Raw genomic sequence first — 16,566 nt, 5'->3', positions numbered from 1 at the left:
GTCATCCCCCGCCCGTGCGGGCAGTGCACCGCCCACCGTCCTGGCCCCGGCCCCCGGCACCCACCGCCCGGCCCCCGGCGGCCCGAACCCGGGGTCGGCGGAATCCGCAGCGGGCCCCTGTCATCCCCGCGCCCGTAGGACGTCCCGCAGCCAGGCGTAGGACGCCTTGGGGGTGCGCTCCAGGGTTCCGGGAGCGTCGAAGTCCACGTGGACCAGGCCGAAGCGGCGCGCGTAGCCCTCCGCCCACTCGAAGTTGTCCAGCAGCGACCACACGAAGTAGCCGCGCACGTCCACGCCCGCCTCCACCGCCCGGTGCAGGGCGCGGATGTGGCCGTCGAGGTAGGCGATGCGCTCCTGGTCGTCGATGCCCTCGTAGCTGCATCCGTTCTCGGTGATGACCACCGGGGGCAGGCGGTCGCCGTAGCGCTCGTGGAAGGTGGTGAGCAGCTCCGTCAGGCCCTCCGGGACCACCGGCCAGCCGAAGTCGGTGACCGGTACGCCCTCGATCTGCCGGACGGAGAAGGGGAGTTCGGCCGGGATCCGCACCCCGCCGAAGTCGATCTCGGTGCCCTGCGGGGCGCCGACCCTCGTCGGTGCGTAGTAGTTCACGCCGTACCAGTCGAGGGGTTCCGCGATCACCTCCAGGTCGGACCGCACGTCCCCGGGCATCAGCTCGCCGAGCCCCTCCGGGTATGCGCCCAGCAGGATCGGCTCCGCGAACAGCCGGTTGAGCAGGACGTCGTAGAAGGCCGCCGCCTCCAGGTCGGCCGGTTCCCGGGAGGCGGGCCAGGTCGGGCCGTGGGAGTTGGCGATGCCGATGTCCGTGGCGCCGGCCGCGCGCAGGGCGCGTACCGCGAGGCCGTGGGCCAGCAGCTGGTGGTGGGCGACCGGGAGCGCGTCGAAGAGCAGCCGCCCGCCGGGGGCGTGGGTGCCGAGGGCGTGCCCCAGCAAGGTGTGCTCGGCGGGCTCGTTGAGAGTGATCCACTTCCGCACGCGGTCGCCCAGCCGCCCGGCCACCACCGACACGTACTCGGCGAACCGCGACGCCGTGTCCCGCTCCAGCCAGTCCAGGCCGGCCGGCAGGTCCCAGTGGAAGAGGGTGGGGACCGGGCGGACGCCCGCCGCGCACAGCTCGTCCACCAGGCGGTCGTAGAAGTCCAGGCCGCTCGGCGAGTTCACCCTCGGCCACGAGACCGAGAAGCGGTACGCGTCGACACCGAGATCCGCGAGGAGCGCCACGTCCTCCCGGTAGCGGTGGTAGTGGTCGCAGGCCACCGCGGCCGTGGAGCCGTCCTTCACCCGTCCCGGCTCGGCCGTGAAGGTGTCCCACACGGACGGTTCGCGCTCGCTCGCCGCACCCTCGATCTGGTGGGCGGAGGTGGACACGCCCCACAGGAAGCCGGCCGGGAACGGGGGTATCGGGGTCGCCGCGTCACGCGGATCAGTCGCCATGGGCGGGATCATCCGTACCGCTGGTAACGGAAGTCAACGCCCTTACCCCAAGCGCCGGTTACGCCCCTTCCTTCAGCACCCTGGAGATCAGCTTGCGCTGCTCCTCCGTGAGCCGCGGGTCGGCCGCGTACACCGTCCGCCCGTCCACGGTGATCTGGTAGCTGAAGCCGTCCGGAACCCCGGCGGGGGGCGCGCCCCGGCCGGCGGCGACCGCCTTCTCGGCCAGGGCGTGCCACTCCTCGGCGTCGGGCCGCGCCGAGGTGTCCACCTCGGCGCGGCGCTCGATGCCCGCGAACCCGCCCGTGCGCCTCACCTGAATACGCATGGGTCCCTGTCTATTACGTGGCCGGGGAATCCGCTACGCGGCCGGCTGTCCGCTGCGTGACGGGAATCCGCCGCGCGGTCAGAGAATCCGCACCCCCACCCGCTCCCACGCCTTCTCCACGGCCTGGAGCTCCTCCCCGCCGTCGCCGAAGCGCTCCCGCGCGGCCTTGACGGTCAGCCCCGCGAAGTCGGTGAAGAGGGCCCTCTCCGACAGCTCGCCGCCGGTCAGCACGTCGTACCAGATCTGTCCGGCCTTCTCCCAGGCGAAGCCGCCGAGGGCGGTGGCGGCCAGGTAGAACGCGTGGTTGGGGATGCCGGAGTTGATGTGGACGCCGCCGTTGTCGCGGCCGGTGCGCACGTAGTCGTCCATCGTCGCCGGCTGCGGGTCCTTGCCGAGGACGTCGTCGTCGTACGCGGTGCCCGGGGCCTTCATCGAGCGCAGGGCCTGCCCGGTCACGCTCGGGGCGAGCAGCTCGGCGCCGATGAGCCAGTCGGCCTCGGCGGCGGTCTGGCGCAGCGTGTACTGCTTGATGAGCGCGCCGAAGACGTCGGACATCGACTCGTTGAGGGCGCCCGGCTGGCCGTAGTAGGTGAGGTTCGCCGTGTACTGGGTGACGCCGTGGGCCAGCTCGTGGCCGATCACGTCGACGGAGTTGGTGAAGTCGACGAAGATCTCGCCGTCGCCGTCGCCGAACACCATCTGCTCGCCGTTCCAGAAGGCGTTGTTGTAGTCCTCGTCGTAGTGGACCGTGGCGTCCAGGGGCAGGCCGTCGCCGTCGATGGAGTGGCGGCCGTAGGCCTTGAGGAAGAGCTCGAAGGTGGCGCCGAGCCCCGAGTAGGCGCGGTTGACCGTGGCGTCCCGGCCCGGGTCCTCGCCCTCGCCGCGGACCTTGGTGCCGGGCAGGTCGGTCCGGTGCCCGGCGTCGTAGACGGTGCGCAGCGGCTGGTCCGACGGTGCCTTCGCCGTCGGCGCCGCCGCCAGGCGGAACTCGGTGGTCACCCGGCGCCGGGAGCGCAGCTCGCCGTCGCGCACCAGGGTGCGCCGGGCGGGACCGGAGAGTGCGGGGTCGTCGTTGCGCGCCAGCCGGTCGAGGACGTGGGGCGGTACGACGGTGCAGAAGACGGGCTCGAAGCCCCCGTGAGTCGTCATGCCCGGCACCTTTGCACTGCGTGACGCCCCTGTCACGACCGGCAACCATGATTGGTGAAAAACCGCGACAAAGGGTCCTGAGCTGCGGCTGCGAGTGGTATACCGCACGTTTTGCCCTGTTCGTCCGCCCGGTCCCGCATACTGGAACAGGCCCGCGTGCCCGGTGCGGCTCGGATACAGTGCGGAGCACTATGCGTTTCGGGCTGCTTCTCCTTAGCTGCCGCGGCGAGGGCCTGTAGTCGAGGCCGACTCCCTCCCCGCGGAGCTTGGCGTTGCGTTGTCGGCCGTCCTTCCGGACATCCTGAGGAGCCACCGCATCATGGCGAACCGCCAGCAGCCCAGTTCCATGCCGATCCACAAGTACGGCCAGTACGAGCAGGTCGACATCCCCGACCGCACCTGGCCCGACAAGCGGATCACCGTCGCCCCCCGCTGGCTCTCCACCGACCTGCGCGACGGCAACCAGGCCCTGATCGACCCCATGTCGCCCGAGCGCAAGCGCCGGATGTTCGACCAGCTGGTCAAGATGGGCTACAAGGAGATCGAGGTCGGCTTCCCGGCCTCCGGCCAGACCGACTTCGACTTCGTGCGCTCGATCATCGAGGAAGAGGGCGCGATCCCGGACGACGTCACGATCTCCGTGCTGACCCAGGCCCGCGAGGACCTGATCGAGCGGACCGTGGAGTCCCTGAAGGGCGCCAGGCGCGCCACGGTCCACCTGTACAACGCCACCGCCCCGGTCTTCCGCCGGGTCGTCTTCCGCGGCTCCAGGGACGACATCAAGCAGATCGCCGTCGACGGCACGCGGCTGGTCATGGAGTACGCGGAGAAGCTGCTGGGTCCGGAGACCGAGTTCGGCTACCAGTACAGCCCCGAGATCTTCACCGACACCGAGCTGGACTTCGCCCTGGAGGTCTGCGAGGCGGTCATGGACGTCTGGCAGCCCGGCCCGGGCCGCGAGATCATCCTCAACCTGCCGGCGACCGTCGAGCGCTCCACCCCCTCCACCCACGCCGACCGCTTCGAGTGGATGGGCCGCAACCTCTCCCGCCGCGAGCACGTCTGCCTGTCGATCCACCCGCACAACGACCGCGGCACCGCCGTCGCCGCCGCCGAGCTGGCGCTGATGGCCGGCGCCGACCGCGTCGAGGGCTGCCTGTTCGGCCAGGGCGAGCGCACCGGCAACGTCGACCTGGTCACCCTGGGCATGAACCTGTTCTCCCAGGGCGTCGACCCGCAGATCGACTTCTCCGACATCGACGAGATCCGTCGCGTGTGGGAGTACTGCAACCAGATGGAGGTCCACCCGCGCCACCCGTACGTGGGCGACCTGGTCTACACGTCCTTCTCCGGCTCCCACCAGGACGCCATCAAGAAGGGCTTCGACGCGATGGAGGCCGACGCGGCCGCCAGGGGTGTCACCGTCGACGACATCGAGTGGGCGGTGCCGTACCTGCCGATCGACCCGAAGGACGTCGGCCGCTCCTACGAGGCCGTCATCCGCGTCAACTCGCAGTCCGGCAAGGGCGGTATCGCGTACGTCCTGAAGAACGACCACAAGCTGGACCTGCCGCGCCGGATGCAGATCGAGTTCTCGAAGCTCATCCAGGCCAAGACGGACGCCGAGGGCGGCGAGATCACGCCGAAGGACATCTGGGCGGTCTTCCAGGACGAGTACCTGCCGAACCCGGAGAACCCGTGGGGCCGCATCCAGGTCCGCACGGGTCAGTCGACGACCGACACGGACGGCGTGGACACGCTGACCGTCGAGGCGACCGTCGACGGCGAGGACACCGTCCTGACCGGCTCCGGGAACGGTCCGATCTCGGCCTTCTTCAACGCCCTGGAGTCCGTCGGCATCGACGTACGCCTGCTGGACTACCAGGAGCACACGATGAGCGAGGGCGCCTCCGCGCAGGCCGCCTCCTACATCGAGTGCGCGATCGACGGCAAGGTCCTGTGGGGCATCGGCATCGACGCGAACACGACGCGTGCGTCGCTGAAGGCGGTCGTCTCGGCCGTCAACCGCGCGACCCGCTGACCACCCTGACCGGGAGTTCGGGGACCCCGACCGCTGATCACGGCGGTCGGGGTCCCGTCGGTTCTCGGCCATCCGGACGTGGAGGTCACGGAAAGGTCTCGTCCTGGGTGCTGACTACGCCTCATCCGTGTGGCTAACATCACGCAGACGTGGCGATGGTGCCGCGGGGTTACGGAGGTGCGACGTGCTGCCAGGACGGGGACGAGACGGCCGTGCCACCGGGCGTGCCCGCATCCTGGGCACCCGCACCGCGTGGACACCCGTCGGGGACGGCGAGTTCTTCTGCCCCGGCTGCGGCGGCGACCGCAACTACCAGCGGCTCACCGGCCACCGCCGCTTCACCCTGCTGGGCGTGCCCGTGCTGCCGCGCGGCGCGAGCGGACCGGTCGTCGAGTGCGCGGCCTGCCTCCGCCACTTCGGCACCGACGCCCTCGACCACCCCACCACCACCCGCTTCTCCGCGATGCTCCGCGACGCCGTCCACACCGTCGCCCTCGCGGTCCTGTCCGCGGGCGGCACCTGCGCCCCCGCGTCCCTGGAGACGGCGGCCCAGGCGGTGCGCGCGGCCGGCTTCCCGGACTGCACCAGCGAACAGCTCGCCGCCCTCGTCGAGGCCCTCGCCGCCGACACCGGCCGCGCCTGCGACGAACCCTGCACCCCCGGGCTCGCCATAGAGCTCCACGAGGCCCTCGACCCGCTGGCCCCGCACCTCGCGCCGGTCGGCCGCGAATCGATCCTGCTCCAGGGGGCCCGGATCGCGCTCGCCGACGGGCCGTACACCCCCGCCGAGCGGGAGGTCCTGGCCACCGTCGGCGCCGCCCTGACCATCTGCGCGGACGACGTGACCCGGCTGCTGGCGGCGGCCCGCACGCCGTCCTGATACTCCCGGGGAGCGACCGGCCCCGCCGCCGCCCGCCGCAGTACCGAACCCGCCCTCACGCGCGACCTCGCCCGGTTCCCGCGCAGCCCCGCCGCACCGCCCGCCACGGGCGGACCCGGGTGCCTGTCCGAGCGGGAACGCGGGGTGCTCGTCCCGGTCGCGCGCGGCCCCACCACCACCGAGATCGCCGAGACCCTCGGACTCGGCCCGCTCACCGCGAAGACCGACGTCAGCCGCATCATGGGCGGACCGGGCGCTCGCGGCCGCGCGCAACTCGTCCTCGTGGCGTACGAGTCGGGGCTGGTGGCTCCGGGGCCGACGGGAGCGACGGGAGCGACTGGGCCGCCGAGGCCGGTCGGCCCCGTCCCGGCCGTGCGGATCAGAGGAGCCCGGCCTCGATCAGGTACTCCTGCACGCGCTCCACCTCGGCCGGGGACAGCGGCACCTGGGGCTCCGCCGTCGCCGGGCAGGCGATCACACCCTGGAGGTGCAGCGCCGCCTTGAACGCGCCGATCGCCGCCGAACCGGCGCCCATCCGGGCCGGATCGCCGGCCCGCACGATGCCGAACAGGGCGCACAGCCGCTCCTGTTCGGCCCGCGCCGGCTCCCCCTCGCCCATGCGGCACAGCCGGTCGAGGCGGACGTAACCGTGCGGGTCGACGTTGGCGAGGCCGGGCACCGCCCCGTGCGCGCCCAGCGCGAGCGCCGCGTCGACGATCAGCTCGGAGCCGGTCAGGACGCTGAAGCCGGGGTACGCCCGGGCCCCGGTGACCACCTCGCGGAACGCGGCCAGGTCGCCGCTGGAGTCCTTCAGCCCGGCCAGCACACCGTCCGCGGCCAGCTCCAGGACGACGTCCGGGGGGAGCTTGGTGTGGACGGCGGCCGGCAGGTCGTAGGCCAGGACGGGGACCGGGCCGGCGTCGGCGACCAGACGGTAGTGCCGGGCGATCTCCGCCGGGTGGGTGCGGGCGTAGAACGGGGAGATCACCACGACCGCGTCCGCGCCCGCCCCCGTGACGGACGCGACCTGGTCGAGCACCCGGGGCGTCGTCATGTCGATCGCCCCGGCCAGCACCGGGAGCTGCCCGCCGACGTGCGCCACGGTCGTCTCCACGACCAGCCGGCGTTGCCGGTCCGTCAGATGGGCCGCCTCCGAGGTCGTCCCGAGCACGAACAGCCCGTGCACCCCGCCCGCCACGAGGTGGTCGACCAGCCGCAGCAGCGAGGGCACGTCCACCTCCCGCTCCGGTGTCAGGGGCGTGCACAGGGGCGGGACGACACCGGTCAGCGGGGCGGGGAACGGCATGAGGACTCCCTGGTGCTGTGACGTACGGGCGACCAGGGAAGTCTCCCCTCGTACGCCCTACGGGAGGGTCTTTTCGTACGTCTCGTCCGTGTCGGAGTCGTAGACCAGCTTGCCCGCGGCGTCGTAGCCCTCGATGTGCGGGGCGAGCGTCACCTGCTCGTCGAGGATGCCGGCGGCGACGAACCAGCGGCCGTCCAGGGTGGCCGTTGCCTCGCTGTCGCCGTAGGAGACGGTGACCTTGGCCACGGACGGCTCGACCGTGCCGATGACCCCCCAGCGGAACGGCAGCTTCCAGTTGCCCTTGTCGAGGATCGACTGCTGGTACAGCTTGCCGGCGTTGATGTCGGACACCACCGGGCCCGCCGGGCCGGCGTCGGGCGAGCTGATGTTGATGCCGGTCACCTCCTCGTCCTTGATGGTGCAGATCAGCCGGACGTCGGTCTTCTCCTTGACCGCGACGACGTAGTGGCCGTCGCCGGGCGCGTTGGTGTCGCCGGTGCTGCGCATCGCCAGCAGGATCCGGTAGTCGCCGGCCTTGCCCAGGTAGTCCTTCTCCAGGCCGCCCGACGGCTTCGCGTCGTCGTAGGCGATGCACTTCTTCAGCCCGTCCGCGGCCTGCTCCGCGGTCACCCCGTCCAGCAACTGCCCCCCGGAGGGCGCCTGCTCGGAGGCCTTCGCGGTGGGGCTCTGCGGGGCGCTGACCGACGACATGGGTGTCGTCGTGTCAGCGCCCCGCCCCCCGTTCCCCCCGGCCACGGCGTACGCCCCCGCCGGCACCGCGGCCAGTGCCACGAGCGCCGCCCCCGTCACCGCGACACGCCGCCGCCGTTCCACCACGCCCCGCCGCCGGATCGCCGGGTAGGGCGCGGGAGAAGGCTGGATGGTGTAAGCGTCGTCCGTCATCAGTTCCCTCACCAGTTCCTCGAAGTCCCGCTCGTCGTCTGCCTCGTGGTTCACTTTCCGCCTCCCCGCCCGGACACGGCGCGGCCCTCGCGGGCCAGCCCCGGGTACGTGCGAAGCTTCGCCAGCCCTTTCGAGGCCTGGCTCTTGACCGTGCCGGGCGAACAGCCGAGCACCTCGGCCACCTCCGCCTCGGAGAGGTCCTCCCAGTACCGCAGGACCACCACCGCCCGCTGCTTGGCGGGCAACAGGGCCAGCCCGGCGAGCAGGGAGCCGCGCTCCTCCACCTGCCCGACCGCCTCGTCGCGCCCCGGCGTCTCGGGCGGCGCCGCGGTCAGCGCCTCCCTGACCCGCCGCTTGCGGAACCGGTCGCTGTTGCAGCTGACCAGCATCCGCCGGACGTAGGCCTCGGGGCTGTCGCTGCGTGCGATCCGCCGCCATGACCGGTACGCCTTCGCCAGTGCCGTCTGCGTCAGGTCCTCCGCGTGATGGGCGTCGCCCGTGAGCAGATACGCGGTGCGGACCAGCCGTGACCACTGTGCCCTGACGAAATCCTGGAACTGGGCCTCAAGTTCGGCCTGCATCAAGCTCCCTCCTCGCCCTCCAGACCACCGGTCCGACGAAATCGGTTGCCCGGAAATCGTGGACGAGTTCGAATGGGGGCATGGAGCGGGAGTCGCAGGGTGATCGGCTGGAGGAGCGGGAGCGGGAGGGGGACGCGTGGGCCTGGCGGCCCGACGGTCCCGGTGTCCTGGCGCTGCCGTCCGGACGGCTGGTGCGCGGGCGCGGCCTGCGCCGTCCCCTGGACCCGGCGGCGCCCGCCCCCTCGTACGGCCTCTACCTCCTCGGCTCGCCGCCCCCGGACACCCCCTGGGAGGCGCGCTGGATCCGCTGGCCCGACTTCCGCCTGCCCCGCGACCGCGCGGACGCCCGCACGGCGCTCGTCGAGGCCTGGCGGCGGGCGGCGGACGAACGCCTGGAGATCGCCTGCGGCGGCGGACGCGGCCGTACGGGGACCGCGCTGGCGTGTCTGGCGGTGCTGGACGGCGTACCGGCGAAGGAGGCGGTCGCGTTCGTGCGCCGGCACTACGACCGGCACGCCGTGGAGACGCCCTGGCAGCGGCGCTACGTACGGGAGTTCACCCGTCAGGACCCCGACGCCGCAGGTCTCACAGACTGAGTGTCATCAGGAGGCGGTGCGCGCCGGGGCCGAAGTAGTCCTTGCGGGGGCCGTCGGGGTCGGGGACGAATCCCAGGGACCGGTAGAGCGCCACGGCCGAGTCGTTGCCCGGTTCCACGGAGAGCGAGACCGAGCGGACGCCGCGCACGCGGAGATGGCCCAGGATCTGCGTCATCAGCCGCCGGCCGAGGCCCTGCCCGCGCAGCTCCGGGGCGATGCCGAGGCTGAGGATCCAGCTCCGCTCCGCGTCCGGCGGGGTCGACAGCACATAGCCGCCCAGCTTCCCGCCGTCCTCCCCGCCGTCCTCCACCACGAACACGAAGTCCGGGAAGGAGGCGAGGAGCTGGCGCAGCACGAAGTAGGGGTACGGGTCGGAGGGGAAGGCCTCCGCGTCGAGCCGGACGATATGGGGGAGATCCTCCTCCGTGGCCGCCCTGATCCGTAAGCGCCTTTCTCCGGACATCTGGCGCACCGTCGAACCGGCGACCGACGGAAAACGATCTCCGGGAAGAGGAGTCATACCGTCCCCTTGTGAAGGATCGACAAAATGAATGGCTCGTGCGCTGGCTCCTGTGCGATATCCATACCTGATCGTCCATCATTGCCCGCTGCATCCGCGCCTTCAAGACCTCCTCGCCCTGCTAGGCTGAACCAATGACCTCGGGATCGCCCACAGCCGACGTAGAGAATGCCGATGTGCCCTGGGACGCCTTCGATCCCGACGAGTACATCAAGCGTAATTACCTCGAGATCCAGCCGGTGGACAGGGAGATCCTGTCCCGGGTGCGCGATCACTTCAGTGATCATTTCGAGGGGCGCGGTGGGCGCGTCGCCTCCGGTATCGACGTCGGTGCGGGGCCCAATCTCTATCCCGCCCTCGCCATGCTGCCCTGGTGCGACGAGATCACCCTGCTGGAGCGGTCCGCGAGCAACTTCACCTACCTCGGCAGTCAGCTCTCCGGCTACGACGCCCACTGGGACCAGTTCTGGGACGTCCTGCGCGAGAAGCCCGGATACGCCGGGATCGAAGAGCCCCGGGTGCGTTTCAAGAAAGCGGTCCAGCCCGTCGAGGGCAGCCTTTTCGAACTCTGCGGAAAGGAACCGGGCTGGGATCTCGGCACCATGTTCTTCGTCGCGGAATCCATCACCACCTCGTTCCGGGAATTCCGTCGCGGCGTGGGCTGTTTCATGAACGCCCTGAAGTCCGGAGCGCCCTTTGCCGCTGCGTTCATGGAGCATTCCGAGGGATATCGGGTCGGCTCCCAGGAATTCCCCGCCCGCGATATCGACGAGGGCGATGTGCGATCCGTGCTGAAGGATTACGCAGAGGGTGTGAAGATTCATCGCATGGCCAATCCGAAGCAGCTGGTGCGCACCGGATACACGGGAATGATCCTGGCCTGCGGGCGACGGAAAGACTGATGTCCGAGCCGTTCTTTTCCGTGGTGGCCTGTGCGAGGGGGAATGGGCATGCAGATCAAGCCGAGACAGAATCTGCTCGAAGTGTGGCAGGCCATCGCCCGCCATTCCTTCGACGGCGGTGAATGGGACTGGGGCGAGTCGGGCGGCCGCAGCAGCGTCGCCGACGCCGAGCGGCTGCTGTGCCTCCTGTACCCCGCCACCGAAATCACCGCGTTCCGTCTCGACGACCCCGACACCACCCAGCGGGACGTGGAGAGGTCACTGCGGAGCGCGGGCGACTCCAGCGAGATCCCCGGGAACCTCGTCAAGGTCCTCTCCGACTTCATGGAGCAGCACCGCGGCGAGGAGAGCCCCACCTTCGCCGGCGGCCACTACTTCGCCCCCGAGGACCCCGACCAGGAACTCTCCAAGGAGCAGCGGGAAGTGGGGGTGGTCGACTCCTACTCCATGTCGGTCACCCTGTGTCTCGCCACCCTCGGCTTCCTCAAGGTCTACCGGGGCAAGACCCAGCGGGCGAGCACCCTCGCCCGGATCGACCGGCTCCGGGAGGCCACCAGCGCCCGGCTGACCGCCGCCATGGTGAGCCTGCTGCGCTCCTTCACCGTCAACGTCGTCGACGTCTCCTCCGACCAGGGCCGGGCCCTCACCCGCCTCCTCGGCCAGGGCCGGCTCTCCGAACGCCAGGTCCTGCACCGCTTCCAGGAGCGCTTCAAGGCCCTGCGCGCCGTCATCAGCGAGAGCGTCACCCTCGGTCTCGACAGCGACGTCACCGACGAACTGCGCAACGAGAACCGCCTCTTCGAGTGCGGCTGGGCCTGGAGCCTGGTCAAGGGCGCCCCCGAGGTCGAGGTGGAGCCGCAGACCGCCGAGGGCATCGGCAAGCAGCCCGCGGGCATCGCCCACCCCACGCCCTACCTGTACTTCACCGTCGTCGCCCTCGACGGCATCCCCGACCTGTTCTCCGAGCGCACCCTCGTCCTCGGTCTGCTCACCGCCGAACAGCAGAAGCTCGCCGACGCGCTGCGGCTGCGCTGGGAGATCACCCAGCAGTACTGGTCGGCCATCGCCCGGTTCGGCGACGGCACCTGGCCGCTGGAGGAGATCCCCTGGCGCACCACCCTCCAGCAACTGGAGTCGGAGTACTTCTCCCTCTGCGTGGCCTCCATCCTCGTCCACGACCTGGTGCGCCGCCGCGCCACCGACGACGACCTCACCCGCACCGTCAGGGTCATGGAACGCCTCGCCGAACGCGGCCGGATCACCAGCGGCATGACCCGTGACGACCCGGCGATCGGCCTGCACGACCCCGGCGTCACCCTCCCCCTGCTGGGCAGCGAGGCCCTCGGCCCCGCCATGACGTGGACGATGGCGGACTTCTCCGCACAGCTGCTCAAGCGGACCATCCAACTGTGCGCGCTGTCGCGGAACATCACGTCCCAGGACCGGCTGCGGGGGCTCGCCGAGGACATCCTCGACCACCTCTGGCAGCGCCGCATCGGCGAGGGCGTGGGCGTCGGCCTGTGGGACGACGTGCACGCCGTCTACCCCGAAACACCCGCCCGCCGGGGCACGTTGTCCTGGAGCGTCACCGAGCGCGTCACCGAGTGCATGGTCGCCGCGCACGCCCTCTACGACCAGCCACCGATCCGCAGCGCCGAACTCTCCCAACTGGCAAGGGCGTTGATCAGCGAGTCGGCCCACCTCTTCGGCAAGGAGCAGATGGAACAGGCCGCCCCCGCCCCCAAGAGCCCCCAGGGCGAGGAGATCAAGGGAATCGAGGCCGACCTGCGCCGCGCCCGCCTCCTGGTCGACGAACAGCCCGGCACCGCCTACGCGCTGGCCCTCGGCGTCCTCACCCGGCTGGACACCCTCGCCCGCGCCCGGGGCGACTCCGGCTCCCAGGGGGTGTGAGACGTGCTCGTCTTCGCCGCCTCCGACAAGGGGGGCACCGGGCGCTCCGTCACCAGCGCCAACCTCGCCTACCACCGCGCGCTGGACGGGGACGACGTCTGCTACCTGGACTTCGACTTCGGCTCGCCCACCGCCGCCGCCGTGTTCGACCTGCCCGACGTGCTCTCCGAGGCCGAGGGCCGCGGCCTGCACTCGTACCTCAAGGGCAAGACCGGCGAGCCCCTCCGGGTCGACGTCTGGGCCCGCACCGAACACCCCCAACTGCGCAGCAGGCCCGGCGGATCCGGACGGCTGGTGCTGCTGCCCGGAGACCGCACCGGCGGCGAATTCGTCACCGACGAGGAGAACCTGCACCGGTGCGTGGACCTGGTGCTGCGACTGAAACGCGAATTCGACGTCATCATCGTCGACCTGAGCGCCGGACGCAGTTATGCGATGGACCTCGCGCTCGCCGCCACCTCACCGCGCGGCGGACTCGGACGCCTGAAAACCCGTTGGCTCGTCTATCACCGCTGGACCCGTCAGCACGTGATGGCGGCAGCCGAACTCGTGTACGGAAAACAGGGCATTGTGCAGGCCGGCGTCGCCATGGGCCACGACTCCGACACGCTTTCCGCCGCGATCCGCTTCGTCCGGGCCGCCGTACCGAATCTCGAGTCGCCCCTGTGGTCGCAGGTCTCGCCCGCGCAGTACGCGTGGATGCGGCAGTGCGACACCCAACTCGAGGAAATCGCGGCCGGCCGCGGTATCGGCAGGACCCGGGTGCTGTCGGCCATTCCACTGGAACCCGTCCTGCAGTGGCAGGAACGCCTCATCACCGACGAGGACGTGCACGACCGCCGGATCGCCCATGTCGAGACCTGGCAGAAGATGGGCGAACTCGCACAGCGCCTCACCGACGACAAGTACTGGGGGCAGCTGTGAGCGGACCGGGAACCGTCTTCCGGGAGACCAGCGCGCAGCCACGCACCGAATCCGTGCCCTTCTCCCATCTCTCCCTGGAACTGGGCCACTTGTACATGGAGGACTTCGTCGAGGGCCCCGACCGGCTGCGCCGCCACTTCGCCGCCGTACGGCCCTGGGTGGAGGCCGCCCGGGCCGGCGTCGGCCCGCTGCCGGCGGGCCGACGGCCCCGGATCAGCACCTGCTTCCTGATCGACGACTACTTCAGCCGCCTGTCCACCCCCGCCGAGCTGATACCCCCGCTGCTGGAGGCGGCCGCCGCGGCGGGCCTCACCATCGACTACCTGGCCCGTGAGTCCGGCTGCGCCGTCGCCGAGCCGAGCCGCCGGGACCGCGCCGAACTCGCCGAGTCCGTCCTGCACCGGCTGGTGGAGTCCCCGCCGCCCGGCAGCAACGGCTTCCGCCCGCCCGTCAGCCGCACCGGCTGGCTCACCAACGGCCGGCGCGCACCCACCCACCGCACCTCCGCCGCCCTGGACGCCACCGGCGTCGTCTGGGAACCGCCCAGCGAGACCGGCGCCCGCGGCCACTCCGTCTTCATGGACGTCGAGCTGTGGAGCGGACCCGAGGACGAGCGCACCTGGTCCTGCGCCTTCCTCGCCTCCGTGTGGCAGCTGGTCCGGCTCGGCCTGCTGCGCGACAACGGCCGCGCCGTGCTCACGCCCGCCCCGTGGGACGCCAAGGAGTTCCCCGCCGAGTGGGACGCCCTGCCGCCCGTCGTCCGCCTCAACCCGCTGGCGGCGCCCTTCACCGCGTACGCCACGTGCAGCATCCTCCCGGCCCGGTTCCTGCCCGTGGAGCACGCCGTCCGCGTCATCCTCGACCAGGTCCACGTCGAGGCCGAGGCGTTACGGCAGGTCGCCGAGCGCTCCGCCGGCGAGGGCCTACCCGTCCCCGCGGGCGTCGTGGACCGCACCTCCTACGTGTTCCCGCCGGGGCTGTGACATGGGCGCCCCGGAGACGGCCACCGACGCCCTCCTCGCCTGCGGGGAGGTCCGCACCTGCCTGCTGCCCACCCGGGACGCCGTGGACGAGCAGGCCGCCGAACGGCTGCTGCGGCTGCGCGCCGACGAACGCGTCCGGCTCTCCCGGCGCCCCAACCGGTACGCCGTCTCCCCGGACGTCCTCACCGGCGTCGACTGCCGCCTGCCCACCGGGGGAGGCCCCAAGGCCCGCGCGGTCGGCACGGTGACCGCCCGGGCGGCCCTCGTCGAGGGCCGGGTGCTCCAGGCCACCGCCTACTTCTCCGCCCCCGCCACCGGCCCGGACCGACGCCGGTCCTGGGGCTACTACCTGGTCCGGCCCGGTGTCCTGGTCCCGGTCGGCTCCGTGTCCCTGGAGGCGCTCGCCGAAGGCTTCCTGGCCGGCCATCAGCAGGACGAGCTGGACGTCGGCTCGATCGCCGAGGGCCAGCTGTCGCGCGTCTCGCGCCTGCTGCTGGACTCCTTCGACCCGCCGCTCACCACCCTCGACACCCGGCTGCGCTGGGCCGCGTCACCCGCCTCCGGCGGCACGGAGCCGCCCCTGCGCTTCACCGTCGCCGACGACGGCCTGCGCACTCTCGAACTGCGGCTGCCGCCCGGCACCGCACCGGCCGCGGCGGCCGCGCTGTGTGAGGACCTCGCCCTGCACGACTGGCTGCTGACCACCGTCGTCGACAAGCTCGACGGACTCCGGCTCGGCTCGGCGGACGGCAGGGCCGCCCTGAAGGTCCTGCGCCCGCTCGTCGACCACCTGCTGCACCTGTGGCTGCCCAAGGCCCGCGTCGAGCGGCCCCTGGAGCCCCTGTGGGACCTGCTGGAGAAGGAGCCGGGGTTCAGCCGCCAGTGGGAGACCCAGGTGCGGCGCGTCCGCGACCAGCTGCTCCTCCAGGCCATCCTCACCCAGCGCGACGCCCTCGGCGCCTCGCTGACGACGTCCTGACGACGTGCCCGACGAACACGTACGACATCGGTCCGCGCACAATCCCGACGGGGGGAGAAAGAGAGATGAGTGCACCGACGCGATCCAGCGGTGACAGCGCACGGCAGTTGACCCTGAAGCTCCTGGTCACGGTAGTGGTGGGCGGTGTCGTCTACGTCCTCACCAACGTCCTGCTGCGGGAGGAGGAGGGGCCGTGGGAGCTGCTGCTGTCGGCGCTGTGCGGCGGCACCGTGCTGATCGTGCAGTTCATGGCGTCCTTCGTGAACCAGCTCAGCGAACTGAAGGACGTGGTGGAGAAGCGCTTCGCCGACATAGGCGAGGCGACCAAGCTCTTCAACGAGGTGGAGAAGCTGCGCGGCGACGGGGTGCCCCGGCTCGCCGAGCACGCCACCAAGGTCGTCTCCATGGGGCCGGAGATCCTGCACGAGTTCGCGCACGAGGAGATCAACCGCCTCGCCAGTCAGATGGAGAAGCTGACCAAACTCAGCGCCGACTGCGCCGGGGAGAACCACGACTGGCTCATCAACCTCACCAAGGGCACCAGAAGCAGCATCGACGCCGTCAGCACCACCGTGGTCGACGACGGCTTCTGGAACAGTGAGCCGGCGGGCCGCTACATCACCGCCCAGCGCGAGGCGATCGACGACCGGCACGTCGCGGTCCGGCGGGTGTTCATCATGAAGGAGGGCCAGGACCGCGACTCACTCGCGGCCCTCGCCGCGATCTGCAAGGAGCAGGGAGAGATGGGCATCCAGGTCAGGGTGGTGCCCCAGGAGAAGATCGCCCGCCGGATCGGCCGGGGCAAGATGATCGACTTCATCCTGTTCGACCGGGCGATGTCCTACGAGATCAAGGCGGACCTGGACGGAGGCATCTCGTCGACCACGGTGAACGCCGGCCTGAGCGAGGTCCAGACCCTGATCCGCCGGTTCGGCATGATCTGGGAGGCCGCCAAGGACCCCAACGACGAGCCCGCTCTGAACGGCCTGCCGGACGGCGTGCCCGACGGCGTCCCCGTGCTCACCAACGGGACCGACCCGGACGCCGCGTGACACGTCCGGGCCGGGACGGGCCGGGACGGACACGGGTGCCCCGGCCGAGCGTCGCCGCCGGC

Annotated in this window: 16 protein-coding genes and 1 pseudogene; 10 read left to right on the top strand and 7 right to left on the bottom strand. The window is 71.3% G+C overall.

Annotation, left to right across the window (positions count from 1 at the left end; all coding sequences use genetic code 11):
* Nucleotides 1–120: 120 nt before the first annotated feature.
* The 3 genes from ACF1A1_RS04280 to ACF1A1_RS04270 all read right to left on the bottom strand — a co-directional run bounded on the left by ACF1A1_RS04280 (nt 121) and on the right by ACF1A1_RS04270 (nt 2,926).
* Nucleotides 121–1,452 carry a GH1 family beta-glucosidase gene (locus tag ACF1A1_RS04280; RefSeq protein WP_391645262.1) on the bottom strand — a complete coding sequence of 444 codons (1,332 nt, stop codon included), beginning with the start codon at nt 1,450–1,452 and terminating at the stop codon, nt 121–123.
* 58 nt (nt 1,453–1,510) lie between these two features.
* Complete coding sequence (locus ACF1A1_RS04275) at nt 1,511–1,777, bottom strand: protealysin inhibitor emfourin (protein ID WP_391645260.1); 267 nt, start codon at nt 1,775–1,777, stop codon at nt 1,511–1,513.
* A 78-nt stretch (nt 1,778–1,855) separates the two neighbouring features.
* Nucleotides 1,856–2,926: a M4 family metallopeptidase gene (locus tag ACF1A1_RS04270; RefSeq protein WP_391645258.1), complete on the bottom strand. Its 1,071-nt coding sequence runs from the start codon at nt 2,924–2,926 to the stop codon at nt 1,856–1,858.
* 319 nt (nt 2,927–3,245) lie between these two features.
* Here ACF1A1_RS04270 and leuA point away from each other — a divergent pair, with 319 nt between their 5' ends.
* The 3 genes and pseudogenes from leuA to ACF1A1_RS04255 all read left to right on the top strand — a co-directional run.
* The gene (gene leuA, locus ACF1A1_RS04265; RefSeq protein ID WP_391645256.1) at nt 3,246–4,967 is read left to right on the top strand and encodes a 2-isopropylmalate synthase; all 1,722 of its coding nucleotides are present in this window, start codon (nt 3,246–3,248) and stop codon (nt 4,965–4,967) included.
* Nucleotides 4,968–5,151: 184 nt separating this feature from the next.
* Nucleotides 5,152–5,847 carry a TerB family tellurite resistance protein gene (locus ACF1A1_RS04260; protein WP_391645254.1) on the top strand — a complete coding sequence of 232 codons (696 nt, stop codon included), beginning with the start codon at nt 5,152–5,154 and terminating at the stop codon, nt 5,845–5,847.
* Between the two features lie 60 nt (nt 5,848–5,907).
* Nucleotides 5,908–6,162: pseudogene (locus ACF1A1_RS04255) on the top strand (response regulator transcription factor); the annotation flags it as partial.
* A 64-nt stretch (nt 6,163–6,226) separates the two neighbouring features.
* On the opposite strand, the gene ACF1A1_RS04250 reads toward ACF1A1_RS04255, so the two are convergent.
* Genes ACF1A1_RS04250 through ACF1A1_RS04240 form a run of 3 tightly spaced genes read right to left on the bottom strand, consistent with a single transcriptional unit; the run spans nt 6,227 to nt 8,637 of the window.
* Entirely contained in the window at nt 6,227–7,153 is a 927-nt protein-coding gene (locus ACF1A1_RS04250; protein WP_391645252.1) for a dihydrodipicolinate synthase family protein, read from the bottom strand.
* A gap of 57 nt (nt 7,154–7,210) precedes the next feature.
* Entirely contained in the window at nt 7,211–8,110 is a 900-nt protein-coding gene (locus ACF1A1_RS04245) for a hypothetical protein (protein WP_391645250.1), read from the bottom strand.
* On the bottom strand, nt 8,107–8,637 hold the full coding sequence (locus tag ACF1A1_RS04240) for a SigE family RNA polymerase sigma factor (RefSeq protein ID WP_391645248.1): 531 nt from the start codon (nt 8,635–8,637) through the stop codon (nt 8,107–8,109). Before ACF1A1_RS04240 ends, ACF1A1_RS04245 begins: the two co-directional genes overlap by 4 nt.
* A gap of 80 nt (nt 8,638–8,717) precedes the next feature.
* Here ACF1A1_RS04240 and ACF1A1_RS04235 point away from each other — a divergent pair, with 80 nt between their 5' ends.
* Nucleotides 8,718–9,233, top strand: a complete 516-nt coding sequence (locus ACF1A1_RS04235; RefSeq protein ID WP_391645246.1) for a protein phosphatase — start codon at nt 8,718–8,720, stop codon at nt 9,231–9,233.
* Here the strand turns inward: ACF1A1_RS04235 and ACF1A1_RS04230 are convergent.
* A complete protein-coding gene (locus ACF1A1_RS04230) occupies nt 9,223–9,696 on the bottom strand; it encodes a GNAT family N-acetyltransferase (protein WP_391645244.1) in 474 nt (157 codons plus the stop codon). The two genes, ACF1A1_RS04235 and ACF1A1_RS04230, sit on opposite strands and share 11 nt — an antisense overlap.
* Before the next feature lie 191 nt (nt 9,697–9,887).
* Between ACF1A1_RS04230 and ACF1A1_RS04225 the strand changes: the two genes are divergently transcribed.
* From ACF1A1_RS04225 to ACF1A1_RS04200, 6 genes are all read left to right on the top strand, one after another.
* Nucleotides 9,888–10,655 (top strand): SCO2525 family SAM-dependent methyltransferase, encoded by a 768-nt coding sequence (locus ACF1A1_RS04225; protein WP_391645242.1) that lies wholly within the window; start codon nt 9,888–9,890, stop codon nt 10,653–10,655.
* Nucleotides 10,656–10,703: 48 nt separating this feature from the next.
* Nucleotides 10,704–12,566, top strand: coding sequence for an SCO2524 family protein (locus tag ACF1A1_RS04220; RefSeq protein ID WP_391645240.1), 1,863 nt, complete (start codon nt 10,704–10,706; stop codon nt 12,564–12,566).
* Nucleotides 12,567–12,569: 3 nt separating this feature from the next.
* Complete coding sequence (locus ACF1A1_RS04215) at nt 12,570–13,490, top strand: SCO2523 family variant P-loop protein (RefSeq protein ID WP_391645238.1); 921 nt, start codon at nt 12,570–12,572, stop codon at nt 13,488–13,490.
* Nucleotides 13,487–14,473 (top strand): SCO2522 family protein, encoded by a 987-nt coding sequence (locus ACF1A1_RS04210; RefSeq protein ID WP_391645236.1) that lies wholly within the window; start codon nt 13,487–13,489, stop codon nt 14,471–14,473. Before ACF1A1_RS04215 ends, ACF1A1_RS04210 begins: the two co-directional genes overlap by 4 nt.
* A gap of 1 nt (nt 14,474) precedes the next feature.
* The gene (locus tag ACF1A1_RS04205; protein WP_391645234.1) at nt 14,475–15,452 is read left to right on the top strand and encodes an SCO2521 family protein; all 978 of its coding nucleotides are present in this window, start codon (nt 14,475–14,477) and stop codon (nt 15,450–15,452) included.
* Nucleotides 15,453–15,517: 65 nt separating this feature from the next.
* Complete coding sequence (locus ACF1A1_RS04200; protein ID WP_391645232.1) at nt 15,518–16,504, top strand: hypothetical protein; 987 nt, start codon at nt 15,518–15,520, stop codon at nt 16,502–16,504.
* Nucleotides 16,505–16,566 lie beyond the last annotated feature (62 nt).

The organism is Streptomyces sp. NPDC014995 (assembly GCF_043080745.1).
GTDB lineage: Bacteria > Actinomycetota > Actinomycetes > Streptomycetales > Streptomycetaceae > Streptomyces.
This window is presented reverse-complemented; position numbering and strand designations above follow the sequence as displayed.